General features: G+C 67.8%; 26 protein-coding genes and 4 pseudogenes. 15 read left to right on the top strand and 15 right to left on the bottom strand.

Annotated features, from left to right (window positions below; translation table 11 throughout):
- Window positions 1-34: 34 nt before the first annotated feature.
- Entirely contained in the window at window positions 35-295 is a 261-nt protein-coding gene (locus NRF20_RS43125) for a hypothetical protein (protein ID WP_413754313.1), read from the bottom strand.
- A 141-nt stretch (window positions 296-436) separates the two neighbouring features.
- Between NRF20_RS43125 and NRF20_RS43120 the strand changes: the two genes are divergently transcribed.
- Window positions 437-829, top strand: coding sequence for a hypothetical protein (locus tag NRF20_RS43120; protein WP_413754312.1), 393 nt, complete (start codon window positions 437-439; stop codon window positions 827-829).
- Window positions 775-1,041, top strand: coding sequence for a hypothetical protein (locus tag NRF20_RS43115; protein ID WP_413754311.1), 267 nt, complete (start codon window positions 775-777; stop codon window positions 1,039-1,041). Before NRF20_RS43120 ends, NRF20_RS43115 begins: the two co-directional genes overlap by 55 nt.
- A gap of 90 nt (window positions 1,042-1,131) precedes the next feature.
- Here the strand turns inward: NRF20_RS43115 and NRF20_RS43110 are convergent, their stop codons facing one another.
- Window positions 1,132-1,467 (bottom strand): hypothetical protein, encoded by a 336-nt coding sequence (locus NRF20_RS43110; RefSeq protein WP_413754310.1) that lies wholly within the window; start codon window positions 1,465-1,467, stop codon window positions 1,132-1,134.
- 564 nt (window positions 1,468-2,031) lie between these two features.
- On the opposite strand from NRF20_RS43110, the gene NRF20_RS43105 reads away from it, so the two are divergent.
- Entirely contained in the window at window positions 2,032-3,069 is a 1,038-nt protein-coding gene (locus tag NRF20_RS43105) for an IS630 family transposase (protein ID WP_413754309.1), read from the top strand.
- A gap of 21 nt (window positions 3,070-3,090) precedes the next feature.
- Here NRF20_RS43105 and NRF20_RS43100 read toward each other — a convergent pair whose 3' ends face one another.
- The 3 genes and pseudogenes from NRF20_RS43100 to NRF20_RS43090 all read right to left on the bottom strand — a co-directional run bounded on the left by NRF20_RS43100 (window position 3,091) and on the right by NRF20_RS43090 (window position 6,038).
- Window positions 3,091-3,462 carry a hypothetical protein gene (locus tag NRF20_RS43100; RefSeq protein WP_398635388.1) on the bottom strand — a complete coding sequence of 124 codons (372 nt, stop codon included), beginning with the start codon at window positions 3,460-3,462 and terminating at the stop codon, window positions 3,091-3,093.
- A 168-nt stretch (window positions 3,463-3,630) separates the two neighbouring features.
- Window positions 3,631-4,344 carry an SDR family NAD(P)-dependent oxidoreductase gene (locus tag NRF20_RS43095; protein ID WP_398635389.1) on the bottom strand — a complete coding sequence of 238 codons (714 nt, stop codon included), beginning with the start codon at window positions 4,342-4,344 and terminating at the stop codon, window positions 3,631-3,633.
- 187 nt (window positions 4,345-4,531) lie between these two features.
- Window positions 4,532-6,038: pseudogene (locus tag NRF20_RS43090) on the bottom strand (ISL3 family transposase).
- Window positions 6,039-6,425: 387 nt separating this feature from the next.
- Here NRF20_RS43090 and NRF20_RS43085 point away from each other — a divergent pair.
- The 5 genes and pseudogenes from NRF20_RS43085 to NRF20_RS43065 all read left to right on the top strand — a co-directional run bounded on the left by NRF20_RS43085 (window position 6,426) and on the right by NRF20_RS43065 (window position 10,554).
- Complete coding sequence (locus tag NRF20_RS43085; protein ID WP_398635346.1) at window positions 6,426-6,674, top strand: hypothetical protein; 249 nt, start codon at window positions 6,426-6,428, stop codon at window positions 6,672-6,674.
- Window positions 6,662-7,105 carry a tail fiber domain-containing protein gene (locus NRF20_RS43080; RefSeq protein ID WP_398635345.1) on the top strand — a complete coding sequence of 148 codons (444 nt, stop codon included), beginning with the start codon at window positions 6,662-6,664 and terminating at the stop codon, window positions 7,103-7,105. Before NRF20_RS43085 ends, NRF20_RS43080 begins: the two co-directional genes overlap by 13 nt.
- Before the next feature lie 207 nt (window positions 7,106-7,312).
- Window positions 7,313-7,711, top strand: a pseudogene (locus NRF20_RS43075) (IS110 family transposase); the annotation flags it as partial.
- Window positions 7,668-8,036 carry an IS3 family transposase gene (locus tag NRF20_RS43070; RefSeq protein ID WP_398635347.1) on the top strand — a complete coding sequence of 123 codons (369 nt, stop codon included), beginning with the start codon at window positions 7,668-7,670 and terminating at the stop codon, window positions 8,034-8,036. The pseudogene NRF20_RS43075 and the gene NRF20_RS43070, both read left to right, overlap by 44 nt.
- A gap of 217 nt (window positions 8,037-8,253) precedes the next feature.
- The gene (locus NRF20_RS43065; protein WP_398633860.1) at window positions 8,254-10,554 is read left to right on the top strand and encodes an FUSC family protein; all 2,301 of its coding nucleotides are present in this window, start codon (window positions 8,254-8,256) and stop codon (window positions 10,552-10,554) included.
- A gap of 10 nt (window positions 10,555-10,564) precedes the next feature.
- Here the strand turns inward: NRF20_RS43065 and NRF20_RS43060 are convergent.
- The 3 genes and pseudogenes from NRF20_RS43060 to NRF20_RS43050 form a co-directional block, all read right to left on the bottom strand.
- Window positions 10,565-10,854: pseudogene (locus NRF20_RS43060) on the bottom strand (AsnC family transcriptional regulator); the annotation flags it as partial.
- Window positions 10,855-11,513: 659 nt separating this feature from the next.
- A complete protein-coding gene (locus tag NRF20_RS43055; protein ID WP_398633861.1) occupies window positions 11,514-11,801 on the bottom strand; it encodes a hypothetical protein in 288 nt (95 codons plus the stop codon).
- A 201-nt stretch (window positions 11,802-12,002) separates the two neighbouring features.
- Window positions 12,003-13,115 (bottom strand): MGDG synthase family glycosyltransferase, encoded by a 1,113-nt coding sequence (locus tag NRF20_RS43050; protein WP_413754308.1) that lies wholly within the window; start codon window positions 13,113-13,115, stop codon window positions 12,003-12,005.
- 411 nt (window positions 13,116-13,526) lie between these two features.
- Between NRF20_RS43050 and NRF20_RS43045 the strand changes: the two genes are divergently transcribed.
- The 4 genes from NRF20_RS43045 (at window position 13,527) to NRF20_RS43030 (ending at window position 16,705) form a co-directional block, all read left to right on the top strand.
- Window positions 13,527-14,342: an SDR family NAD(P)-dependent oxidoreductase gene (locus tag NRF20_RS43045; RefSeq protein WP_398633863.1), complete on the top strand. Its 816-nt coding sequence runs from the start codon at window positions 13,527-13,529 to the stop codon at window positions 14,340-14,342.
- Between the two features lie 8 nt (window positions 14,343-14,350).
- Complete coding sequence (locus NRF20_RS43040) at window positions 14,351-15,310, top strand: DMT family transporter (protein ID WP_398633864.1); 960 nt, start codon at window positions 14,351-14,353, stop codon at window positions 15,308-15,310.
- An 11-nt stretch (window positions 15,311-15,321) separates the two neighbouring features.
- The gene (locus NRF20_RS43035; protein WP_398633865.1) at window positions 15,322-16,062 is read left to right on the top strand and encodes a polysaccharide deacetylase family protein; all 741 of its coding nucleotides are present in this window, start codon (window positions 15,322-15,324) and stop codon (window positions 16,060-16,062) included.
- 196 nt (window positions 16,063-16,258) lie between these two features.
- Window positions 16,259-16,705, top strand: a complete 447-nt coding sequence (locus NRF20_RS43030; RefSeq protein ID WP_266366533.1) for a Crp/Fnr family transcriptional regulator — start codon at window positions 16,259-16,261, stop codon at window positions 16,703-16,705.
- Between the two features lie 213 nt (window positions 16,706-16,918).
- Here NRF20_RS43030 and grpE read toward each other — a convergent pair whose 3' ends face one another.
- The 4 genes from grpE to NRF20_RS43010 form a co-directional block, all read right to left on the bottom strand.
- The gene (gene grpE / locus NRF20_RS43025) at window positions 16,919-17,539 is read right to left on the bottom strand and encodes a nucleotide exchange factor GrpE (protein ID WP_413754307.1); all 621 of its coding nucleotides are present in this window, start codon (window positions 17,537-17,539) and stop codon (window positions 16,919-16,921) included.
- Window positions 17,536-19,404: a molecular chaperone DnaK gene (gene dnaK, locus NRF20_RS43020; RefSeq protein ID WP_398633867.1), complete on the bottom strand. Its 1,869-nt coding sequence runs from the start codon at window positions 19,402-19,404 to the stop codon at window positions 17,536-17,538. The genes grpE and dnaK overlap by 4 nt, the downstream gene beginning before the upstream one ends.
- A 99-nt stretch (window positions 19,405-19,503) precedes the next feature.
- A complete protein-coding gene (locus NRF20_RS43015) occupies window positions 19,504-20,142 on the bottom strand; it encodes a hypothetical protein (protein WP_413754306.1) in 639 nt (212 codons plus the stop codon).
- A 189-nt stretch (window positions 20,143-20,331) separates the two neighbouring features.
- On the bottom strand, window positions 20,332-20,847 hold the full coding sequence (locus NRF20_RS43010) for a hypothetical protein (RefSeq protein WP_398633869.1): 516 nt from the start codon (window positions 20,845-20,847) through the stop codon (window positions 20,332-20,334).
- A gap of 193 nt (window positions 20,848-21,040) precedes the next feature.
- On the opposite strand from NRF20_RS43010, the gene NRF20_RS43005 reads away from it, so the two are divergent.
- From NRF20_RS43005 to NRF20_RS42995, 3 genes and pseudogenes are all read left to right on the top strand, one after another.
- Window positions 21,041-21,322 carry an acyl carrier protein gene (locus tag NRF20_RS43005; protein WP_398633870.1) on the top strand — a complete coding sequence of 94 codons (282 nt, stop codon included), beginning with the start codon at window positions 21,041-21,043 and terminating at the stop codon, window positions 21,320-21,322.
- Complete coding sequence (gene fabV, locus NRF20_RS43000) at window positions 21,319-22,521, top strand: enoyl-[acyl-carrier-protein] reductase FabV (RefSeq protein WP_413754305.1); 1,203 nt, start codon at window positions 21,319-21,321, stop codon at window positions 22,519-22,521. The genes NRF20_RS43005 and fabV overlap by 4 nt, the downstream gene beginning before the upstream one ends.
- Before the next feature lie 308 nt (window positions 22,522-22,829).
- Window positions 22,830-22,931: pseudogene (locus NRF20_RS42995) on the top strand (AAA family ATPase); the annotation flags it as partial.
- Window positions 22,932-22,976: 45 nt separating this feature from the next.
- Here NRF20_RS42995 and NRF20_RS42990 read toward each other — a convergent pair.
- The 3 genes from NRF20_RS42990 to NRF20_RS42980 form a co-directional block, all read right to left on the bottom strand.
- Complete coding sequence (locus NRF20_RS42990) at window positions 22,977-23,705, bottom strand: SMI1/KNR4 family protein (protein ID WP_413754304.1); 729 nt, start codon at window positions 23,703-23,705, stop codon at window positions 22,977-22,979.
- A 242-nt stretch (window positions 23,706-23,947) separates the two neighbouring features.
- Complete coding sequence (locus NRF20_RS42985) at window positions 23,948-24,532, bottom strand: TerD family protein (protein ID WP_398633873.1); 585 nt, start codon at window positions 24,530-24,532, stop codon at window positions 23,948-23,950.
- A gap of 224 nt (window positions 24,533-24,756) precedes the next feature.
- Window positions 24,757-24,921, bottom strand: coding sequence for a hypothetical protein (locus tag NRF20_RS42980; protein WP_266366543.1), 165 nt, complete (start codon window positions 24,919-24,921; stop codon window positions 24,757-24,759).
- Between the last annotated feature and the right edge of the window lie 217 nt (window positions 24,922-25,138).

Raw genomic sequence — 25,138 nt, 5'->3', positions numbered from 1 at the left:
TGGGGAGGCTCTGGCGGCTGCCAACGGAAAGTGATCAGGGGGTCACATGGGGTGGAAACAAGAGTTCGAGAAAGCTGAGCTGATGCTCAATGAGATCGGCGCCCGGCTTCACCATGAAGCCAGCGGTCTGCCAGCCTTGCGTCAGCAGGGTCACAAGACGCTGGAAACCGTCCAAGCCGGAACAACCGGGCTCCGTGAGGAGAACCGGGAACTGCGCCGTCGGCAGGAACGGATGCTCACCGACCTCGCCGACACCCGCACCGACATCGGTGCCCTGCGTTTGGAGCTCTCCCAAGGGCTGCAGTCCTTGTTGGTGGCCCTTCCCGCAGCGCAGCCCACTCCCGAAACGGGAGAGCCCCCGTCGGTAAGCAGCGAAGAGCAGCAGGCGGAGAGCTGGACTCAACCATCGGCCAGTGACGTCCCCGAAGAGGAGCTTATGAACCAGAACGCCGCCAACGGCCAGGACCGCACGGGCGGTATGGGTCGCGCCGAAGGTGACCGCGGCGGGCCGCTGGACGGTGCTGCGCTGAAGGCGGCGTCAGAAGAGGCCTACCAGGGAACGGCAACAACACGCCGTCTTCTGCCGACCATCCCTCAACAGGGCCGACAGCACGAAGAGGCAACCACCCCGGCCCCCTCGCCGGAAGTCCTGCACGGAGCACGACTGATGAAGGCGGCCGGAGTCGCCTTCGCCGAGCTCGTCTGCCACCGCGACACCTGGGAATACCTCACCGGGCTGAGCACCAACCAGACCCACTTCCGCACCCCCGCTCCGTGGATGACATCAAGGACGGACGCGTACAAGCAGCCCTCTCCGGCCGTTCCTTGATTGCCCTGCTCATCGCCCTTTGGGAAACGCGCGATCAGGCCCAACCGCTTACTGCCGACTGGGCGCTGGCCGCCACCGCCTACAGCCGGATCGCCACGGAACTCGACACCGTCACCACCGGAACGGGACAACGCACCGTCCGCATCATCCTGGACGACGGCATTCACGCCGCCGAGTCAGCCACACAGAAGGGCACCGAGACAGTCGGCTGACCCACGAGTGGCCCTTCGAAGGGCAGCAACTTCGCATCACTGCGGGCCGGAATTCTTTGTGGGGCTCCGGCCCGCAGTGCTGTCCAGCGATCAGAAGTCGAGCTCGATGTAGTCGATGTCGATGAGCTCGACCTGGAGCGCGGTGGCGCGGCGGCCGCGGTTCTTGAAGTAGACCTCCTGAAGTCCTTCGGCGGCGATGTTCTGCAGTTGCTGCTCGGCAGCGCCGACGGCCTGCCCTGGGCGGCCAGCACGGGCTGCGGCTGTCCTTTGGCGGGCCAGTAGACGGCGATGGTCGGCGACGACCTTCGCGTCGGCCGGGCCGTCCAGGCAGGCCTTCGGCAGGTCGGGCTCTCGCAGCGCGACCCGGGCCACCGTCTTGGCGTCGGACTTGCCACGCCCGCGTGCGGAGCGACGTGCGTGCGCCAACTGGCGGCTTGTCCTTGACTCCTCCCGCCGCCGTACGGCGGGCTCCGCGCGTTCACCGCTGGTCAGACCGCCCCGCTCGCCTGCGTCGACCTCAGCCTGACTAACCGGGCTGATGCGGGCAGAACGTGCGAGAACCAGCTGGCGCCCGGCGCCACCAGTCTTTACAAAGACCGAGCACGGTCGAAGGTGTCGCAGGGATCACCACGGCGCCGGCCAGACCACACACGTCCTGCCATGGATCGGGAAACAAGCCGCCCAAGCCCATCAGAGATCCGACGCCTCTAATCACTACCGAATTAGAGGTGCCGCCATACGAAAAACGCTTGCCCACGGGGCTGCCCAGGCAAAACACTCGAGAAACTGATCTCGACCCTGTGTTCCCCATAGCCGCATCACGCATCTGAATCATCATCAATGCGAACATATCCACTGAAAGGCGTCGCTGGTGACTAGCGTCTCGTGATCCTGTTGGTGGAACCTGTGGTCGTTCTACTCGTTGAGCCCGGTATGGATCTCTCCTCTGAACAGATGGCTGATCTGCGGGAGTTGGCGAACTCTCGTCACGTGACGGCTGATCTGGCACTGCGTGCGCGGATCGTGCTGTGGTCCGGCGAGGGACGGCGGCGTAAGGAAATCGCCGAGTTGGCCGGAATGTCGCCGGTGGCGGTGGACCGGTGCAAGGCCCGTTATGCCGCCCGGGGGTTGGCCGGCTTGGAGGAGAGACGCCGCGGGGGCGGGCGTGATCAAGTGCCGCCGCAGACGCGGGGCCGCGTAATTGCGCTGACGAAGATGACCCCGCCGGCGGATTCGGGGCTGTCGCACTGGTCCACCCGGACGCTGGCCGATCACATGAAACGACGCGAGGGCATCTCGGTGTCCTGGCACTACGTTGCCCGTGTCTGGCGGGAGGAGAATCTCAAGCCGCACCGGAACGGCACCTTCAAGATTTCGAAGGACCCCGCGTTCGCGGACAAGGTCGCCGATGTCGTCGGCCTCTACCTGGCCCCGCCCGGCGGCGCGGTGGTGCTGTCCATCGACGAGAAGACGCAGATACAGGCGCTGGACCGGACCCAGCCGGTGCTGCCGGTCGCCTTCGGCGCGAGCGAGAAGCGCACCCACGACTACGTGCGGCACGGCACCACCAATCTGTTCGCCGCCCTCAATGTCCATACCGGTGAGGTGACCGGCGAGTGCAAGCCGAGTCGGAACGGGGCGAACTTCCTCGCCTTCTTGAAGAAGGCGACCAAGCCGCACGCCGGCAAAGAGATCCACGTTGTCCTGGACAACCTGTCCACCCACACCACGCCGGAGGTGAAGGCGTGGCTGGAGGAGAACCCGCACATCCACTTCCATTTCACTCCCGTCGGTTCCTCGTGGTTGAACCAGATCGAAATCTGGTTCGGGATCCTTACTCGGCAGTCCATTCGCCGCGGCACGTTCTCCAGCGTCAACGTCCTGGTCAAGCAGATCCGTGACTACATCAACTCCTGGAATGAGCACGCGAGTCCGTTCACCTGGACCACATCCGCCGAGGAGATCCTCGCGAAGGTCCGCTTCGTCCAGACCAACATGAAGAAACTCGTCAATAACAACTCAAACTGACACGATCAGGATCGCGAGACACTAGTCGAGGCGGGAGACCTGATAGTGGCTGATGTACCAGCCCTCCTCCGTACGATTCACCAGGACACCGAGGTTGACGCTGAGGGTGGGGCGGTCGGTGAACGAGAAGTCAACGCCAAGGTAACCGAGTACGACGCCGTCGGCGGGGCGTCTGATTTCGAGAATTCGGTACGTAGCCGCCATCCCAATGGGCTGGGAGTCGTAGTAGGCGGCAATGCCTGGCCTTCCGACACTGTAAGGGTGCAGTCCCTGGAAAATCGCGTCTTCGGTGAACTGGAAGGCAGCCTGCCACGGTTCGTGGCTGTCGACGGCGGCCTTCCACCGGTCGAGGACACCGTGCAGGATTGCTTCGCTTTCTATCGTGCGGTTCATCAGGGTTCTCCTGCTGATGGAATCGGAGCTCAGAACTGGGCATGTGCGAGGCCAACTGCTCGATGTGACAGGAAGCGATGTCGAGGGCCGTGCTGATGCCGCAGTCTGCTTGCTCCCTGCTGGTCAGCGGGACCTCCCGGTCTCGTGTCGCAAGCGGTGTCCTGCGCGTCAGTGGCCGGCACTCACTCCGCCGTCGACGTGGAGGATCTCGCCGGTGACGAACGGGGCGTTCTCCAGGTAGATCACGGCGTCTGTGATGTCGCTCTGCTCGCCCATCCGGCCGACCGGCTGCAGGGCCGCGAGGGCGTCATGGGTCTCCTCGGGGTGCATAGAGGTCTTGATGGTGCCCGGTGAGACGGCGTTGACGCGAATGCCGCGCATGGCGTACTCGATGGCGAGGGACTTGGTGGCGGACTGCAGGCCGCCCTTGGTCAGCGAGGCCAGCACGGAGGGGACTCGGGAGTCGGCGTTGTCTACCAGGCTGGTGGTGACGTTGACGATGTGGCCGCCGCCCTGGGCGAGCATTTGCGCGACGGCCAGCTGGGTGATGCGGAAGAAGCCGGTGAGGTTCACACCGGTCACGGCGGCGTAGTCGTCCTGGGTGTAGTCGGTGAACGGCTTGGCAATGAAGACGCCCGCGTTGTTGACCAGGGTGTCGACACGGCCGAACCGCTCAACGCCAGCGGCGATGACGCGTTCGGCGGTTGCGGTTTCGGCGATGTCGCCCTGGACGGTCAGGACGCCCGCACGGTTGGACGGGGCGATGGTGCGCGAGGTGGCGACGACGGCGTAGCCGAGCTTGCGATAGGCGTCGACGAGGCCGGCGCCGATGCCCTGCGAGGCGCCGGTGATGACTGCGACCTTCCGGCCCTGAGTGCTCATGATGACCTTCTCCGAGATGGGGTGGGTGCGATCTCTCGCGCCCATGACAGTAGGTTCACCTGCTCGGTAATGCCTGACGACAGTCACCCCAAGCCGGATCTCTCACCCCATGTCAGCAACACGGCCACCACAGGGTCTGTCAAACGAGCGGCTCTGTTCCGTAGTCGGTGGTGACGGTTCGTTCTCCTTATTGCAGGAGGATGCGGTGACGGAGGAGGTCGAATCCTGCTCGGCCGTGCATCTGCCGCGTGATCTTCTTGGTTCGGGTATTGACGCCTTCTGTCCGGCCGTTGTGGTGGGGCAGGGTGAGGCCGGCGTTCACGGCGGCGCGGTCGAGTTCGAGGCCGTTGCAGAAGCTGTGCAGGTGGGGCAGGCCGGCGGTGCGGACCGTGGCGATCCACTGGGTGAGCTTGTCGTCGTTGGCCTGGGCCGGGGCCAGGAGCGCGGCGAACTCGCCGGTGAGCCGGGCGAGTGCGGTCATCTCCGGGCACGCTGCGGTGAGGAGGCCGAGCAGGTCGGTGTCTCTGGTCCACAGGTGCTCGGGGTGGGTGAGCAGGAGCCGGGCGAGGTGGCGGGGGGTCGTCACAGGACGGTCGCCTTCGGCGCGGCCCTGATTGAGGTAGCGGACCAGCAGGTTGGCGCTGCCGGTATAGCCCAGTTCCCTGATTTCGTGCAGGAGGTGCGTGACGGGAACAGCCGGGTTGTCGGACCGGCGCCGGCGCAGGTGGTCGCGGTAGGGGTCGACCAGGGTGGGCCGGTAGTGGGGGGCGATGCGATCCGTGGGCGGTTCGGGGATGCGGGCGTAGCGCTTGACGGTGTTCAGGGCGAGGTTCAGTCTGCGGGAGCAGTCGAGCAGGCCGACGCCGGAGTCGAGGAGGGCGTGGACTTTGTGCCAGCGTTCGCGGGTGGTCTGCTCGCGGACGCCGCCGGGCCGGGGCGGGTTGACGGCGGCCCAGCAGGGAGCGTGGGCGCGGACCTCGGCCAGGACTTTGTCGCACAGGTTCCGCCACAGATGCCAGCGGTCGCTGACCTGCACCGCGTCAGGCAGGGCCCGGCGGATCGCCTCGGCGTAGGTGGCCGAGCCGTCCCGGCACACGACTTCGATCCCTTTTCTTCCCTCGCAGCCATGCCTCCAATGTGGCGGCTTCGCGGTCGGGCAGGACATCGATGCGCTCGCCTGTTTCGGCGTCGATGATGATCGTGGCGTAGCGGTGACGGCGGCGCAGGGCGAAGTCATCGACCCCGATCACCCGCGGGATCCGCACCGCCGGCGGGGGGATTCCCCGCAGCACCCGCAGGGCGGTGGCGAACGAGACGGGCACGGCCAGTATCCGGGTGAGCCGGGCGGCCGCCCGGCCGCATAACTCCTTGACCACCCCCGAGACCTGGCTGGTCAGACGCGTGGTACGGCGCTGAAGGCGCTCGATCAGCCCAGGGACCTGCTCGCGGAAGGTCTGCCGCCGGCAGCCCAGGACCGGGCAGACCAGACGTCGTACCCGGACGTTGACCACGACCCGGCGGCCATCGACCGGCACATCCGCAACCGTCCGGACATGGTATCCGTGCACCTTCCCCGTCGGCACCCCGCACATCGGGCAGGGAAAGGGAACATCCCTGGTCCGGGCCAAGACCCGGATCACCTCGTCGTCGTCCGGCACATCATCGATGACCAGTGCCGATAGCCCTGAAAACAACGTTGCCACAAGGGAGTTGGCATCTCGCATACAACGTCAACGACGCTCGTTACCTGCCGTCACCGCCGACTACGGAACAGAGCCGAACGATTTACAGTCCCCTACCGGGCCGTTGTCACCCACCGCATCCAGCCCATTAACCCGTGCGTCGCGGCCTGCTCTCGTGTCGCCCACTTTGCCCTCGAACCGGCCCGGTAGCCCCAGCTCGGACACCAGGGGGCAAGTAACCCGCCGGTAGGTTCCGAGGGCTTGGCCGCTGCCGTTTCCTGGCGCTGGGGCGCTTCGTCGGCTGGGTCTGGTCAACGTCTGGTCGTGCAGCTCGTGACCGACGGGGGGCGGTGTCGTTACCTGCTTGATCTGATCTCTGACCAACCCGGAGCGTGCTTCATGTCTCTTACCGCAGCTACCCGACTTGCCGCAGTGTCCTCCGCTGCGATCGCCGCCGTGTCGGTGTGCCTGGGCGCAGCCTCGGCTGCCGAGGCCGCGGAGCCCGCGCAGGTGCGGGCGGTGGAGCAGAGCACCGCCCCGGCCGACGACGACCCCCAGGTCTCCCCTCAGTTCGTCCCGCTGGGCAGCCTGCTGTTCTCCGATCGGGCCGTAAAGACCAGCGTGAGCCCGGTGCGATGGGATCGCTGACCGAACGCCTGCACCGCGCCTGGACTGCGGGGATTCGGGCCTACCGGGCGCGCCTGCACCCCGACACACCCAATCCCGCCGGAATGACGTCCACAGCCTCCGGGGAAACAGTCGCCGAGGCCGGTGACGGTGTGAACGGGTTCGACGTCCTTGCCGGAGTGGTCCGTCTGCCAGTGAGCACATGGCGGTACCGGTGGGAGGACGACGAAGTACGCCACCTGGGGCCGATGGCGCAGGACTGGCGGGCCCACCTCGGCCTGGGAGCCGACGACAAGACGATCTGCTGCACCGATGCCAACGGCGTCGCAATCGTGGCGATTCAGGCACTACACCGGCAACTCACCGACATTCAGGCTGAGGTCAGAGAACTCCGGGCGCAGAAGGTAGAACCGACAGCACACGCACCTGGTGCGGAGGCCCCGCGGGCCTGACCATCTCAGCGGTGGGCATCCTGACTTGAGGTCACTGCGTCACCTTCATGCCTCTGTCGAGCCACACCGCGCGGGTGTCCGGCGGCGGCACGCTATCAGTGAGCCAGCCCAAGGGCGGCAAGGAGCACTGCGGGCCCATGCCGACCGACACCCTGAACGCTGCGGCTGCAGACCGAGCGTCTGGGACCGATTCAACAAGTCAGCAGCGTGCTCTCAGCCCGATTGAAGCGTGCCCACGCGGCGGACCCGGCATCGGATCCCGAACTCCTCGCTGGAGGCACCTTCGTGATCGTGGTCGGCGTCGACGCACACAAGAAGACTCACACCCTGGTCGCTGTCGACCCACTCGGACGGCGGCTGGCCCAGGTCACGATCGTTGTGACTCCTGCAGGTCACCAGCAGGCATGCAAGGGGATAGGGCAGTTCGGCCAGGTGCTGGTCGCCGTGGAGGACTGCCGACATCTGCCCCTGCGCCTCGAGGTCGGCCTGCTCAACGCCCGTCACTGCGTGGTACGGGTGCACACCAGACTGATGGCCGGCGCACGTCGCTCCGCACGCGGTAGTGGCAAGTCCGACCCGATCGACGCCACGGCGGCGACCCGGGTCGCGTCGCGAGAGCCCGACCTACCGAAGGCCTGCCTGGACGGACCGGCCCGCGACGCGAAGCTCGTCGCCGACCATCGCCGCCTGCTCGGGGTTCGGCTGTCGGTCGGCCACACGGGACAGTACTGGGACAACGCGCTCGCCGAGTCGTTCTTCGCCACTGTCAAGCGCGAGTTGCTCGGCACTGCTGCCTGGCCCCTGGCCCGTCCGGGCCGCCGCCCGCACCGCGATCTCCGAGTACATCGAGAGCCGGTTCAACCTACGCAGGCTGCACAGCAGCCTCGGCCACCGCAGTCCTGCCGAATACGAGACCGCACTCTCAGCCTGACCACCACACTAAGAGTGTCCGTCAGAGCGGAACAAGCTCAACCTGGTGATGATCAGCATGAGGACCACCATGGTGGCGATCAGGATGACCAGGCCGTGCATCTCGCTTCAGCCCTTCTCGTACGGCACATACGCACAACCGCTTGATCACTCCCGCAGGACGGCGGGGTCAGGGCAGGGCAGGGCGTTGACGCGTGCCATGCTGGAACTTCCGGTTTATGGCGGCGAGCAGGGAAAGCGGCAGCGTGAGGACAGTGACACGGGCGAGCCGGGCGAGGATCTGGAACCGGTTCTCGGCCTCCGACCCCGGACTGTTGCGGCTGATGGCCGGCCTGCGGACAGTCGGCGCCATCGCGCTCACGCTCGCGGTCCTGGCGCTGCTCAAGGCCGATGTGAACCACATGGTGGCCGGTGCCATCGCGGCCATGGTCGCGACCTTCGCCATCAAGGAGAGGCAGCGGCGCGGACAGGCCATCACGCTCGCGCTCGGCCTGCCCGTGGCGCTCGTGGCGATGTCACTGGGAGCGCTGTTGAGCACCGAGGTCGTAGCGGGCGACCTCTTCTTCCTCGCCTTGATCTTCGCCGCGGTCTACAGCCGCCGGTTCGGTGATCGCGGTACAGCCCTGGGACTCATCGGGTTTCAGATCTACTTTGCGTCCCTGTTCGTCAGAGCCTCTGTCTCCGCACTGCCGGGGCTGTGCGGAACGCTGGTCGTCGCGTTCGTCTGCAGCGCGGTCGTGCGGTTCGGCGTGGTCGTCGAGACGCCCGAACGCATTTTGCTGCGACTGCGCGAGGCCTTCCGTGCCCGCCTCGCCCAATTGATTTCCGCCCAGATCGAGTTGCTCGACGCCGGGCCGGACCGCGTCGAGAAGGCGCTGCAGGACGTACGCCGGCGCACCGCGCGCCTCCACCAGAGCGCGATGATGATCCAGGGGCGGCTGGAGGAGGGCACCAGCGACAGCTCCACCGCCTTGCTCGTCCAGCGCCGTGTCGCCGACGCCGAGATCGCCGCCGAACGGCTCGGCGTACTCATCCTCACGGCGCGCAGCTCCGAACGCGCCGATACGCTCACGCTTCATCTGCCGCACGCGCCCGCGCCGCCGCCCGGCAACCGCCTGCGCACACAGGACGACATCACCGCGACGCTGCGCCGTGATCTCCACGCGTTGCGCCTGCTCGTCGCCCGTCCGGCCTCGAACAATCGCGGCGCCGCGGTGGCCCATCTGCGCAACCGGCTGCTCGGCTATCGGGACGAGGAGAATCTGCCGCGCGCCTCCGTCCCCGTCCAGGACGTCTTCCGAGGCATCGGGGAGGCGGCGCGCGGTGTCATGGGCCTGCGGCTGGCCCTCGACGGGCCCCAGGACGAGTCCGACGACACACCTGCGACGACGCGTTCGCGCGAGGAACTGGACGCCGAGGACGTCTCCATCGCGCAGGCTGAGAAGACCGAGCCTGTCGAGGACGTCCGCAAAGGACTGGAGCGTCCCACGACCCGTGCCGCGGTCCAGGTGTCGGTGGGTTCGGCGCTGGCCATCGTGGGCGGGGAGTTCCTTTCCAGTCAGCGCTGGTACTGGGCGGTGCTGACCTGCTGGGTCGTCTTCCTGAACACGGCGTCCACCGGGGAGATCCTGGTCAAGGGCTACCGTCGGCTGCTGGGCACGGTTCTCGGCGTCGTCGCCGGTGTCGGCCTGGCGGGCCTGGTGGGCCACCACACCTGGACGGCGTTCGCACTCGTGCTGCTGTTCATCTTTGCCATGTTCTTCACCGCGCCGCTGTCGTACGCCCTGATGTCCTTCTTCGTCACGGCGGCACTGGGGCTGCTGTACACCCTGCTCAACACCTACAGCTCCGCGGTGCTCGTCCTGCGCATCGAGGAGACCGCGCTCGGTGCCGCCTGCGGCGTGATCGCGGCGGCCTTGATCCTGCCGGTACACACCGATCGCCGTACCGACGAACTCCTCGGCACGGTGCTGAACCGGCTCGGTGACGTCACCGATGCCGCGATGGAGCAGCTGAGCGGCGGGCCCGCACTCGATCTGCTGGACATGGCGCGGGAGCTCGACACGGCACTGGACGATCTGCGGTCCTCCACGCAGCCGTTGACCCATCCGATCACCCCGCTGCGGACCCGCCGCCAGACCGCTCGCTACGTCGTGGCGCTGCTGGAGACGTGCGCCTACCACGCACGTTCACTGGCGGCGACGGCCGAACTCCTCCCCAACAGCAAGAGCGTCGCCGCGGACCCTCGCCTGAGGGGAGCAGGCCGGCGCATCGCCCACAACATCGACGTCCTCGTCGCCCGTGTCGAGGACGACGACAGCGACGCCGTGGTGGAGACCGGCGCGAGCCTGGCCTCCATGCTGGAGGACAATCCCAGCTCCCCCCGGCACGACCGCGTCACAGACCGTGTCCTGCGGCATCTGCAGCGCCTGGACGAAGGCGTGATCGGTCTGGCTCGCCCCCTCGGGGTGTCTGTCGCGACACCCGACCGGGCGTCGTCTCGGGGCGGGGGCGCGTAGCCGGGGCCGGGCCCACATTCCACGGAAGCCAGTGTGTGTGGATCCCGAAGTACGGGAACGACTGGATCTGTCGGACCCCTTCGATGGGGCGGACCACGTCGTTGACGAAATCCAGAATGTCTCTGGGGCCCGGGGCGACCACCTCGGCCGACAGATCGGAGCCGCCGGAGGTGAGCACCGAGTTGACCCCCTCGGCCCGCTCGGCCGGCTTGTCGGCGCCGCTCACGGATCGCCGTCCACGGCGATACCGAGCAGTGCCATCCGCTGTCCGCCCGTATCCATCGGGTCGGTCACTCCGACCGCATGGGGTGGTGGAAGTTGGCCAAGGTGAACTGCCGCAACGGGCCGAAGTGCGCCTCGATGGGGTTCGCCCAGGAGGCGTTCGTCGGGGTAAAACACAGTTACCTTCTTCGTGGCTCTGATCACGGGGCTCCTGGCCTTCTGGCCCGGCATGACCATGTCCCCCTGTCGACGGTGTTCGCATCAATGACCCGGGGGGTGGTGTCACCAGGCCCAGGCCGGAGGGCGCCGGTAGATCGCCAGAGACTGTCTTCAATTGTGATCAAAACTGGGTTATGGGCCCCGGACGGGGAGCCGGTCCGGTATAACTCCGGTGTGACGCGTGCGTAACTCACCGACGAAGAGTAGAAGTTCATCGAGCCATTCCTGCCGATTGGCAGTTTCGGCCCCTACACGTAGCGGCTGCGTGAGCAGTTCGAGGGCGTGATCCGGCGGTTCCGTCACCACCTGCTGGAGCAGACTCCCCCGGTTCCCGGCCGCCACCCGGCGGCCGGCCCCCGCCCCGACGAAGACCAGGAAGGAGGACAACCCGCACCTCCGGGCCCATGGAACCCGGCGCACCCCGCGGCGTCACGTGACGGCCCGTCCTCCGACGGCAGAGGACGTGACGGGCGAACCGCCGAACCGATCAGCGACCGAACCCCGCTGACGAATCGAGGTCAGGTCCAGTTGCAACCGTGGATGGCCACCGCCACTGAGTTCATCGCCTCATCCCAGGAGATGTTTGGGCGGTCCGATTCGAAGTCCCAGCTCATGCCGCCCGGGTAGTGCCCGAAGATGTCGTACGAGTAGCGGGCGTGGCAGGCCATCCGCTCGTGGATGGATGAGTCCTGGTCGTCGGTGAAGCGGGACGCAGGGTAGGGGACGGTGTCCCGGATCTGCCGCCACAGCTCGTCATAGTTCGTGTCCGCGTCGTCGTAGCCGGTTTCCGTCGGGAAAGCCGACACGGTCAGAAGCAACCGCTTGCACGCTCCGGCGCGCCACCGGCCGCATCAGCCAGCGCGTCACCCGTACGGCAGCCCAATTCCGGTATCAGGCGTCCCGCACACTCCTTTGCACAACACGCGGCACGGCACCGCGCACCGGACCGGAAACATACAAGCCCCTGCCACGAACGAGGGGCGGGCCGTTGTGTCCCGACGGGCCGTTCAGCCCGGTCGGACCAGAGCTTCGAGTCGGACCAGAGCTTCGAGAGGAAGCACGCCCGCGCCGGAGAACAGGCTGCGGGCTGTGGTGATGCGCCGCTCGCGCGCCGGGCCCGAAGCGGTCAGCTTGTCCAGGGCCCGGATCAGCGCCCATGGGTCCGGTGCGTAGTCGGTGAGACCGTGCTCGGCCATCCGTCGGGCGCCTTCTCTGCCATGCCCCGGAATGGGCCGATAGCTGACCACCGGCAATCCGACGGCCATCGCTTCGAGCGCCATTTGGCCTGCCGCGTTGTCGATGAGCGCGCGGGAGGCCGCCATGAGTCCTGGCATGTCGTCGACCCAGCCCCTGGCATCGGCATGGGCGATGCGGGACAGGTCCCGGCGCAGGCGTGTGTTCGTGCCGCAGAGCACGACCGGTCTGTAGCCCGCCGAAGCCACCAGCCGCGTGGTCTGCGCCAGGTGGGCGCCGGCCCCCCAAGCCCCCGTCGAGATCAGCACCGGCGGGCGGTCCGGCGAGTCGAGCCGTCGCTGCCAGTCCGCCACCGTGGGCGCCGGGGCGTGGAACCGGGGTGCCACCAGAGCGCCGGAGGTGACAGCCGGGCGCCGTACCGCTCGCCGGACCTGATGCGCAAGATCGCGTGTGAGACACAGATGGAGGTCGTTGCCCGGATGCAGCCATTGACGGTGAACAGCGAAATCGGTGATGACGACAGCGCTCGGGACCGGGAGCGCACCACGTGAGCGGAGCCCGCCGGTGAGCTGGGCGGCGAGATGGAAGACGGGTACGACCACGTCCGGTCGTGTTTGCGCGACGAGCTTCAGCAGTCTTCGCTCCGCGAGGGCGGCCAGCGGGGCGCTGCCGGGCCGGGGGCCGCCCCCGGCCCGGAAGAACGCCGTGTACAGCCCGGCATAGACCACGGGCATTCGGCAGATGACCGACCGGTAGAAGGAGCGCAGTCCACTGCCGATACCGGGGGGCAGCAGATCAAGGACATCGACCGTTGTCGTACGCCCTCCGCCGGCCTCCAGCCGACGGGCCAGTTCGGCGGCCACCGCGTGGTGACCGGAGCCCATGCCGGCACTCAGGATGAGGAAGCGTCCAGGTACCGCGTTCATCGGTCGCACACTCCCGGGCATTGGTACAGGAGGGGATCGTCGCCGGCCCCCGGAGTTCCTTTTCGCCGTCCGGAGACTGGCAGCGCCGACGAGGCATTCACTCGTCGCAGCGGGAACGCCCCCATCCGGCCGAGGCTTCGGTGCGCGGCCGGAGGCTCAACCGTATGACCAGCAGGCATGTGACCACCTCTCGTTCGGCGAACACCCGGAGGATGCGTGGGAAGGGGCACGGAACGCGGTTCTTCCATTCTGTGGGTGTGAGCGGTGCGGTGCAGTGAGGTGTGGGCCCCGACGGTTTTGCCGACGCACGTCCGGGCTACTCCTAACCCGACACGGCGACGCGAAGTCCCACATCCTGAATCTATGAGGGGCGGGCACCGCGCGGTACCGTGCAGACACAGGGGAGAGGCCATGTCACGTACTCCGGGCATCGCTCACCGCAGCGTGCCCAGTGGTGATGCGTCGGACGGCCGGGGCGTCCGGACCGGTGTGGCCCTCGTGACGGGGGCCTCCTCGGGTATCGGCGCTGCAGTCTCACGCCGAATCGCGGCCGGAGGAGGCTGGCGGCTCCTGGTCGCCGGTCGCGACCGCGAGCGGCTGGACGGTGTCGCGGCGACGACGTCCTCGTTGGCTCTCTACGCGGACCTGATGTCGACCGACAGCACGGAGCAACTGGCCAAGGAGGCCCTCGACACCGCCGGCGGAGTCGACCTGCTCGTGGCGGCAGCGGGGGTCGGCTGGGCCGGCTCCTTCCATTCCATGCCGGCTGCCGCCGCCGACCGGGTCCTCACCGTGGATCTGGTGTCCGTCGTACATTTGGTACGGCTCCTGCTGCCCCACATGCTCGCAGCGGGGCGTGGGCACATCGTGCTGATCGGATCGGTGGCCGGATCCGCAGGTGTCCGCGGTGAGGCGGTGTACTCGGCTGCGAAGGCGGCCATTGCCGCCTTCGCCGATGCGCTGCGCTACGAACTGAGGGGAACCGGAGTACGTATCACTCATCTGGTCCCCGCGGTGGTGGACACGCCGTTCTTCGAACGCCGGGGAATGCCGTACACCCGGTCGTGGCCTCGGCCCATGCCGCCGGAACGAGTCGCGGACGCGGTCTGGGATGCCGTCGTCGCGGGCCGTGACGAGGTGTTCGTCCCCGGCTGGCTGCGTCTGCCGGGATGTGTGCGCTCCGTGGCACCCGGGCTCTATCACCGGCTCGCCACCCGCTTCGGCTGAACGGCGACGTGAACGTTCTCGCCGTGATGCTGGCGCTGTTGGCGGCTCTCGCCAACGGCGCTGCATCCGTGCTGCAACGGCGGGCCGCCATGGAGCAGGTGGAGTTCGAGGCAGCGGACGGCAGACCAGATGTGCGGCAGGCGGTGCGCCGATCGGCACAGCTGGTAAGCCGTCCTTTCTGGCTGGCCGGTGCATCGGGGCTCGTGCTGTCCGCGGCCTTCCAGACGGGCGCGCTGGCGGTCGGCAGCCTTTCGGTGGTCCAGCCGCTGATGGCGAGCGAACTCCTCTTCACGCTGTTGCTCGGCACGACGGTCTTCCATCACCGTCCGGGCGGCAGGACGTGGATGTCGTTCCTGATGCTCGCCGTGGGGCTGGCGCTCTTCCTGACCGCCGCCGGTCCGTCGGTGGGCGAGGCGACGGGACGGGCCGGCACATGGCTGGCTGTCGGCATCTTTGCCGCAACGGCAGTGGCCGCGCTGACCCTGCTCGCCCGTACCCTCGACGGCGCCGCGTGCGCCGCGGTGCTGGGCAGTGCCACTGCCATCTCCTTCGCCTGTACGGCCGCCCTGATCAAGGAGGTCACGGGCCGGATCCCGGACGGCGCGGCCGCGGTCTTCGCAACGGGCTACCTGTACGCGATGTGCTGCGCCGGCCTGTTGAGTCTGTTGCTGCTCCAGAGCACCCTGCGTGCCGGGACACTCGCCGCCTCCCAGCCGGCGCTCACCCTCGGGGACGCGCTGGTGAGTGTGGTGCTGGGGAAAGCACTGTTCGATGAACGGATCGCGCTGGGCGTTCATCTGCTGCCGGCCACGCTCGGGGCCTGTCTGATCGCTTCCGGGACTGTGGGCCTGTCGCTCTCCCCGGCGGTCGCAGGTCATTGGGACTCGACAAGAGAGAACGACAACGCGACAGAGCGGGCCCGACCGCAACCGATGGCCGACAACGACGGAGGCACAGAATCCCGATGAATCCCCGACCCATGAGGACTCCCCCTGCGTTCCGTGTCCCACTGGCCGTGTCGGCGCTGGCGCTGGCCGCGCATGTCGCCCCCGCCGGCACCTGGCTGCCGGGGCCGAGGCGGCGGTGGTTTCCGTCCCTGGCCGGCCTCGGACACCCCGGCCACATCGCCCTGACATTCGACGACGGCCCGGATCCCCGCTCCACCCCGCACTTCCTCCACGTACTGGACCAGTTGTCCACACGTGCCACGTTCTTCGTGCTCGGGGAGAGTCTTCTGCGCCATCCGGGGCTCGGCCGCGACATCGCCGGCCGCGGACACGAACTCGCCGTCCATGGATGGACACACAACCGCCCATGGTTTCCCACCGTCGTCCGGGACATGCGCGAGGTCTCGCGCGCCGCCGAGGCGGTACGAAGGATCTCGGGCGTCCGGCCGTTGTGGTACCGGCCTCCGTACGGAATCCTGACCGGTGGCCGCTGGACCGCGGCCCTGCAGTCCGGACTGAGACCCGTACTGTGGTCGGCCTGGGGCCGGGACTGGACCGAGGGTGCGACCCCCGAGGGAGTTCTGGCGACCGTGCGCAGCGGCCTCCGGGGCGGCGGCACGGTCCTCCTGCACGATGCCGACCTGGCGTCATCCGTCCGGTGGCAGCCCACACTCGCGATGCTGCCGGAACTGATCAGCGGCCTCCGGGCCGAGGGGCTGACCGTCGGCCCGCTCGTCGACCACGGCCTCACGCCCCTCCGCCGAGCGAGTTGAGTACATCGACCCCGACGGGGAAAACTCCTCTGCGAGAGGAGCCGCCGGAACCCGTAGCCCTCAACGGCCGGCGTACTCGGGCCACCTCTCCTGTCAACGCTCCGACGGAGTCGTGCAACGCACCGGTGGCCGACACCTGCCGCCCGGCATGAGCGTCCCGGCTCCGCTGAGAGCCGACCCCCGGAGGAGTACTCCGATGACCACCACACTCAAGATCACGTCTCTGCCACCAGGACACCGTGACCGTCTCCTGAGCCTCGCCGACGACGTCCGGTTCCCCGCGGCACAGCGACTCTTCGAGGAACACACGGTCGCCGACCGCTTCTGGATCCTGAAGACCGGCGCGGTGACCCTCGACGCACAGCTTCCCCACCGTCGTCGCGCGGAAATAGAAACGCTGGGACCGGGCGAGCTGGTCGGACTGTCCTGGCTCTTCCCGCCCTTCGAGTGGGAACTGGGCGCCGAGACATTGAGCCCCGTCCGCGCCTATGAATTCGACGCTCCCCAGGTCCGGGCGCTGTGCCGGTCGGACCCCGAGTTCGGATTTGCGATCAGCCAATGGGTCGGCCTGGTGCTCACCCAACGACTGCACGCGACACGCGGACGACTGCTCGATCTCTACGAAGCCGCCGCACGGGCCTAGCTTCCTCGAAGAAGGCCGGTTCCCACGTCCGGTACCACCCGCAAACGGCGGACTTGCCGGGCTCCCCTCGCAGGACTTCGGCGCGCGTGATCCGGCTCCGGCGATCCGCGGGGTGAGCCGGTTCAGCATCCGAACACGGGGCTGCGCTCCGTCGTGTGAACCGATTGCCACAGTCCCGCACGAGGCGCGTCCCGGGACGCGCCTCGTGCGGGACTACGCGGCAGGGGTGGGGCCTGTCACCGCCACCTGGGCCGGGCGCAGGAGGTGGTCGCCGACCTGGTAGCCGTGCCGCAGCACCTCGGTGCACACGGTCTCACGGGCCGCGCCGGAAGCGAGGTAGGTGATCGCCTCATGGGTGTGGGGGTCGAAGAACTCACCCGCCGCACCGACGGTCCGCAGACCCAGCGCCGCCAGCCGCTCCTCAAGCACGTCGGAGATGACTGCCGCGGCGCCGTTGACGTCGCCCCGGCGGCGAGCCTCTTCCACCACGTCCAGGACCGGGAGCAGGCCGGTGAGGACATTGACCACCGCGATCTCCCGTATGGCCAGGCGGTCCCGGCGCACCCGCTTTCGGTAGTTGTCGTACTCGGCTTTCACCCGCTGCAGGTCCGCGGTCAGCTCCGCGATCCGCTCGCGCCCGCGTGCAGCTTCCGCCCCATCGGCCCGGCCGGAGTCCGGGCGTGCCTCATCGACGCCGTCCGGACGTGGTCCGACGGGACCGGCGACATCCCGGCGTCTCCAGGTCCGGAGGATGACCGGGTCGACCCTGCGCAGGTCGCGCACCACCACAGGTGACCGCTCGCCGCGATGCGTGAAGTGCGGCTCTTTGCTCATCCGGCACCTCCCTTCCGCTCGTCGTCGACGATCTCCGCGTCGACGACCTCCTCCTCGCCGGCACCCGGCCCTCCAGCAGTGCCGCTGCCGGCCGTACCGCCTTCGGCGGCCTTGCCCTGGGCCTGTGCGTACAGGGCCGTGCCGATCCGCTGTGCGGCCGCTGTTGCCTTCTCGGTGGCGGTACGGATCTCGGCGGTGTCCTCGCCCTTGAGTTTCTCCTTGACCTCTGCCAGTGCGGTCTCGGTCTCGGAGCGCACATCCGCGGGGATCTTGTCGGCGTTGTCCTGGAGCAGCTTCTCGGTCTGGTAGACCAGGGTCTCCGCCTGGTTGCGGGTTTCGGCGGCCTCCTTGCGTTGCCGGTCCTCCTCCGCGTGCTGCTCGGCCTCGCGCACCATACGGTCGATGTCGTCCCTCGGCAGCGAGGAGCCGCCGGTGACGGTCATCTTCTGCTCCTTGCCGGTGCCGAGGTCCTTGGCGGCGACGTGCATGATGCCGTTCGCATCGATGTCGAACGCGACCTCGATCTGCGGGACGCCACGCGGGGCCGGCGGCAGGCCGGTCAGCTCGAACATCCCGAGCTTCTTGTTGTACGCCGCGATCTCGCGCTCGCCCTGGTAGACCTGGATCTGCACGGACGGCTGGTTGTCCTCGGCCGTCGTGAAGATCTCGGAGCGCTTGGTCGGGATCGTGGTGTTGCGCTCGATGAGCTTCGTCATGATGCCGCCCTTGGTCTCGATACCGAGAGACAGCGGGGTGACGTCGAGCAGCAGGACGTCCTTGACCTCGCCCTTGAGGACACCGGCCTGGAGCGAGGCGCCGATGGCGACGACCTCGTCCGGGTTCACACCCTTGTGCGGATCCTTGCCGGTCAGCTCTCTCACGAGTTCGGTCACCGCCGGCATCCGCGTCGAACCGCCGACCAGGATCACATGGTCGACGTCCGACACCTTGATCCCGGCGTCCTTGACCGCATTGTGGAACGGCCCCTTGCAGCGCTCCAGCAGAGCCGCCGTGAGCTGCTCGAACTGGGCACGCGTCAGCTTCTCGTCGAGATGCAGCGGGCCCTCGGCCGACGCCGAGATGTAGGGCAGGTTGATCGTCGTCTCGGTCGCGGACGACAGCTCGATCTTCGCCTTCTCCGCGGCCTCGCGCAGACGCTGGAGAGCCATCTTGTCCTTGGACAGGTCCACGCCGTAGCCGTTCTTGAACTGCTTGACGAGATGGTCGACGACGTTCTGGTCCCAGTCGTCACCACCGAGGTGCGTGTCGCCGTTGGTCGCCTTCACCTCCACCAGGCCCTCGCCGATCTCCAGCAGCGATACGTCGAAGGTGCCGCCCCCGAGGTCGAACACGAGGATCGTCTGGTCGTTCTCCTTGTCCAGGCCGTAGGCCAGCGCCGCGGACGTCGGCTCGTTGATGATCCGCAGCACGTTCAGGCCCGCAATCCGGCCCGCCTCCTTGGTCGCGGTGCGCTGAGAGTCGTTGAAGTACGCCGGCACGGTGATCACCGCGTCGGTGACGTCCTCCCCGAGATGCGCCTCGGCGTCCCGCTTCAGCTTCTGCAGCACCCGCGCAGAGATCTCCTGCGCGGTGTACCGCTTGCCGTCGATGTCGCCGGATTCGGGGAAACGCCACTGAGCGTCCCCCATGTGCCGCTTGACCGACCGCGCGGTGCGCTCGACATTCGTCACCGCCTGCCGCTTGGCGACCTCGCCGACCAGCACCTCACCTCTCTTGGCGAACGCCACCACCGACGGCGTGGTCCGCGCGCCCTCGGTGTTCGCGATCACCGTCGGCTCGCCGGCCTCGAGCACGGACACCACAGAGTTCGTCGTTCCCAGGTCAATGCCCACTGCCCGCGCCATCACTGCCTCCCTTCACGGCAAAAGCCTGATGCCTTGTCGCAGATGAGAATCGAGTGGTTCCGAGTGAGTTATGAATCGATTCGGTCTCTGACTGCCGACTCACCCCTTTCCCTGTACCGTTTCCCACCTTTCCTGCGGACGGGTGTCATTCGGGCTCTGCTGCACCGGCGTCCCGTCCACCGTGCGGCGTCGGCTGTCGCTGTCCCGCCGCAGATCCTCGACCTGCCGGACGAGGCGGTCCACGCGGTCGGCGAGGTCGGCGAGGTCGCTGCGGTCCTTCAGATGGGGGCGTACGCCGGCGAGCGGCCCGACGAGGCGGGCGGGGTCGTTGTCACCGAGAGCGTCGCCGAGGGCGCCGATGGCCGGTCGGGCCCGCTCGGGGAGGCCGGTGAGCGAGGTGATCCGTCCCGCGAGCCTGCGCAGGTCCGCTGCGTTGTCCCGCGCCCAGGCGGCGACTGCGCGGTTGGCGGCGCGGCGGTCACGGGTGGCCTGTACCCGCTGTTCCCCGGTGGTGCCGAGCGGGCCGGTACGCAGGCGCAGATATCGGCGTTCGGCGGCCTGGCGGCTGGTGACGCCGAGCGGGTGGGCGATATCGGCCCAGCTGGCCCCGGCCTCCCGGGCCGCTTCGATGAGCTCCGGCTCCCATGCCGCGAGCCGCCGACGTACGTCCCGCAGCAGACAGAGAGCGACCAGGGCCTCCTCCCGACCGGCCCCGGCACCGGCGTATTCCTCGTGCAAGCGTGACGCATGGCGCCTTCGACGGTACCCAACGCCCGCGTGGCGTCGGCGAACGAGGCCGGCACAACCGCGGGGTCCGGAGCCGATGAGGCCGGATACGGGTCGACTGCAATCACGGCAGCCCTCCGGAAGAAATGTGTGTCATCATCCGCAAGACATCACATATGTCATCCTTTGGATGACATATTACTACCGGATTGAGGTGAAGCGCATGGGCACAAAGTGCCCGAACTCACCTGGAAGTGACCGATGATGCTCATGCGCACCGACCCGTTCCACGAGCTCGCCCGGCCGGCCCCAGCAGTTCATGGGTACTACGGGCCCCTGGTCACGGCACTCCACGATGCCGATGGACAGGTACAGGGAGGGCGACGAGGGCGCAAACAGATCATCGCGAAGCAGGTGACGGGTGTTCATGCGTGCCCTTTCCGCCTGCGGTGCCGGTGACCACCGGCGGTGCCTGCCGTCATCCCCGAATGGCCAGTTCGTCCACGGCCGGGCCGTCCTGGGGCGCGCCGGTGAGGTCTGACGCGCCTCCGTAGCGTCGGGCGAGGGAGGCGAGGTGATGCCGTGCGCGAAGACACTGAGCAGCACGGTGCAGGCAACAACCGGGACGATCGTCTGCGAGGCGGGCGGGTCGAGTTCCGCGACCGCCAGCAGACCGAAGACCCCCGTCCCGCCCGAACCTTGCAGCCCGGAGAGCACCTGCGGCGTGATACCGCACGCATGTGGTTCTGCATGCCCGACCAGCACCCTGACCTGGCGGCCGCCCCCTCGCCCGCTGTTCGTCCGTCTTCCCGGACACCTGACACCAGCAAACCGGGCACCGCAGCGAGCCGTTCGTCATCCCTGTGCCCGGCCTCCTCACTCGCACGGGCACCACCACAAAGCGGGAGGGATGAGCGTGGACACGGCCGGGGTGACTACCGAGGCTCTGGTCTGGATCACGGGGCTGCCACGTGAGGAGTGCGCCCACCGGCAGGCCGTGCGGAAGCTCGACCTGGGCATGGACAGCCTCGCTCTGCTCGAACTGGTGGAAACCCTCCAAGGCCGCCTCGCCATCGTTGTGCCGGATGAGGGCACCGTCCGTATCCGTACGGTCGCAGACTTGCAGGATGCGGTGGCCCGCATGGTGGCTGCCGCGCTCTCATCCGCGCCGACCCCAAGGACCCGATCGTGAGCGAACGCGTCATCGCCCCCCTGAACCGCGGCTTCCTCTTCCTCGACTCCCACCCGGCCGGCTGCCGCAAGGTGGTGGCCGACATGTGGCAGGCCGTCCCCGCCCGGAAGTCCGACAGGGACGGGCCGGTGGCACTCGTCATCGGCTCGTCCGCCGGGTACGGGCTCGCCGCCACGATCGCCGGGCTCGCCCGCGCAGGGATCCGTGGCATCGGGGTCTGCTTCGAGAAGGCGCCCGGACGGCGCACCGGCACGGCCGGCTGGTACCGCACCGCGGCCACCGCCGACCTGGCCCGCGAGCACGGCCGGGACATGGTCTTCCTCAACGGTGACGCCTTCTCCGACGCGATGAAGGATGAGGTCGCCGACCTGCTCAAACAGCGATACGGACAGCTGGACTACCTGATCTACTCGGTGGCCGCCCCACGGCGCACCGACCCGGACACCGGCGTCACCTACTCCTCCGTCCTCAAACCGATCGGCGAGCCCTACCGGACCAAGACCCTGAACTTCGATGCCTCCGGCACCCCGGAGGTCACCGAGGTGGAAACCGCCCCGGCCACAGGTGACGACATCGAGCAGAGCACCGCGGTGATGGGCGGCACGGACTGGGAGCGGTGGATCGGCCACCTGTCCGAACGGGACCTGCTTGCCGACGGGTTCACCACCGCCGCGCTCTCCTACATCGGCTCACCCCTGACCGCTGGCATCTACCGGCAGGGCACCATCGGCGCGGCCAAGGTCCACCTCGAGGCCACCGCCCGCACGCTGAACGAGCGTCTGGAGAAGCTGGTCGGAGGACGTGCGCTCACGTCCGTCAACGGGGCTGCCGTCACCCAGTCCTCCACCGCCATCCCCGGCATCGCCCTGTACGTCGGCCTGCTGCGCAGCGTCCTCGGCCCGGACTTGGTCCCCCCGATCGACCAGCTCACCGACCTGTGGGACCAGCTCACCGGCACCCGCCCCCTCACACTCGACGACGACGGCCGCGTCCGCCTCGACACCTGGGAACTCACACCACCAGTGCAGAAAGCCGTCGCCGACCGCTGGAACAGCGCCACCACCAGCACCATCGGCGACCTCGCCGATGTCGACTGGTTCCACGCTGAGGTTCAACGTCTGTACGGCTTCGCCGTACCCGGCATCGACTACACCGCCCCCGTCGACACCAGCGTCCCCTGGCCGGACCCGGCCGCCTGACCTCCTTGTGGAGGAACGCCAAGCGCCTGCCCACTGGCGACGTCCTCATCCGCCGGCAGCAGAACCTGGAGACCACGCTCGCCGCATTCGCCGACGGCGAACTGCGCCAGGCAACCGCCCGGATCAGTGACCCGGGCGTGCACGACGCGTCCGCCGCCTACCTGATCCGCCCGAGCATGCACCTGCTGGGCATGGCGTTCCTCCACGCCGCACACACCTTCAACGCCGACACCCGACTCCAACCAGCCAACCTGAACGCGGTCGCCGCCGCGCTGGAAATCCGGCACGGCGCTGTCCTCCCGCACGACGTCGTCGACCGCCTCGCCTTCGGCGGCAACACCTTCGAAACCGGCACCGGCTCCTACCGCCTCGCCACCACCAGGGCCCGCGCCGAACAGCAATCCTTGGGCCGGCGTCGACGCGGGAAGCGCGGCCGACAGGGGACTTGGGCGCGTTCAGCGGTAGTCATTGAGCCAGTCGCCCGGAATCAGGTCACGAATGCGGTCGAGGTCTTCAGGCATCCGGCCACGAGCCAGGACGGCCATGCCGTCGTCGTCGCGCAGAAGGACGTCCTGGCCCAGGAACCAGCGAGTCGCGTGCTCTTCCTCGCCGATGGGATAGGCCGGGAACGGCAGCTGAACACAGTTCCCCTCCAGCAGCTCGATGCTGTTGTCATCGGGGTCAAGGAAGTTGCAAGACTCTCCGTCGGCCTGCACGGACTCAGACAGAACGATTTCGACAAAGCAGAGGGAGAGACGCTCCAGCCAGCCGTCCCACCGCTCGGCGGTCTTGTCGGCCAAGTCGGACCGGATGAACACCGCAGGGTCGTCGTCCTGGAGGCTGTCGAGGAGGATGCCCCAGGAGGCGGCTCCCTGGTTCTCGTGCCGGAAGACCAGGGCCTCTCTGACGTCATCCACATGCAGCTCTGCCGGGCTGAGCAGCATGTCGTGGTTACTGGTGAGATCCCGGCGGCGCCCGAACAGCAGATACGCCTCCCGCAGCGCAGCCGGCAGCCGGACACCCAGCCTCTCCTCCGCCGCGGCCAGATCGGCCTCCGTCCACCCGTCGCCGGTCTCCAGGGTGCTGGACCAATGGGCAGCGAAACCCTGGATGAAGCTCCATGCACCGCTGCGGCCTTCGACACCTCTGACGAGAGACGCAGCAAGATCGAACCCTTGTTTCATGCCAGGACGATATCCGCCCCACTCATCAGCACGCTGCCTGCCCCGACGCGCCGACCAGGTGTTCTCCGGAACTCGGCAACATCCCCGATCCGCTTGATCAACATCTGCTGCCGAAACTCGGCAACACTCGTTCCCGGCTCACACCGACGAAGCCAAGACGGGGCTGGTCAGCGTCGGCGTCCGCGAGACCGCCGGCGGTCCGCCGAGCAGATGCAGACCGGGACCGGGCTGGTCATTGCGCGCTACTTACTGACGGCGAAGCGCATCAGGGCGTGCTCGTTGCCCTGCTTGATCTTCCCCGTCGTATTGATCACTTCGAGCTTCCAGCTGTCGCCGACGCGTACGGCCTTGGCCACGGCGCAGCCGTTGTCCTGAGTGAGCAGGCTCGGCCAGATGTCGGCAACCTGCTGGGAGCTGCCCCCGGTCGCGTCGTACACCTTGAAGCTGATGTTGCGCGCCTTCTGGAAGGAACTGCCCTTCTTGTAGGCGGCGGCGACGAACACTACCGACGTGATGTTGGACGGTATCCTCGCGAACTCGACCGTCACCGTCTCGTCGTCCCCGTCCCCGTGCCCGGTCTGATTGTCGCCACTGTGCACCAAGGAGCCGTTACCCATCGGGTCGAGGGAGTCGAGTCCCGCCAGGCGCACCGGGTCCCCGCCCTGCATCGCGATGGCGATCAGGTCGAGGTCGGTACCGGACTTGCGACGAAGCATGCCCATCACCCCGCCGCTGCTGCCGGCGGTGGGATCCCAGGACACTCCGATGGACAGGTGGGTCACTCCGTCCAGATCCGCCGGGCCGTCTTCCTTCTTGAGCGTAATCATGCGTTGATCATCCTTTTGACGACGGGACTGCGACACCCAGAGTGTGCCTGGGGCTTTCAGAGTTCTTCACACCTGGCCCGCCGCTTACCGTTTCGTCCCATTACTTCATGTACCGGTACAAGGCCACGACGCCACCGCGAAACCCGTCCGTGGCACAGGATTACCCTCCGGCAGCGCAGCAGACGTTCGACCGGCTCCGGTCCCGCGGGCGATCTTCAACCGAGTCAGCGGGCGACCACTGTCCCGGCAAGCGTGCATAGGTTGAACCGGCTCTCGATGTACTCGAAGATCGCGGTGCGGGCGGCGGCCCGGCTGGGCCAGGCGGCAGTCGCGAAGAAAGCCATGGCCCGCTTGAGGACGTCGTGGTCTCCGTAAGCGGCTCGGACCACGAAAGTCAACGATCCGGCCGTCAGATCAGATGCGGTGGGCGACGCCGGACGAAACCGGGGCCGGCTCCTTTCGAAGGGGTCGAGCCCCAGGGGGACCTTGCGGCTTCCCGGCACCGACCGCCGCCACCCACCGCAGCAGGAGTGATGTGGGACCCGCAGTCTCTTTCAGGGCCTCAACGGGCCAGGATGGGCTTGGCGGTGCCTTGCATCACTGCCC

This window comes from Streptomyces sp. R-74717, from assembly GCF_047305335.1.
Classification (GTDB): Bacteria; Actinomycetota; Actinomycetes; order Streptomycetales; family Streptomycetaceae; genus Streptomyces; species Streptomyces atratus.
This window is presented reverse-complemented; position numbering and strand designations above follow the sequence as displayed.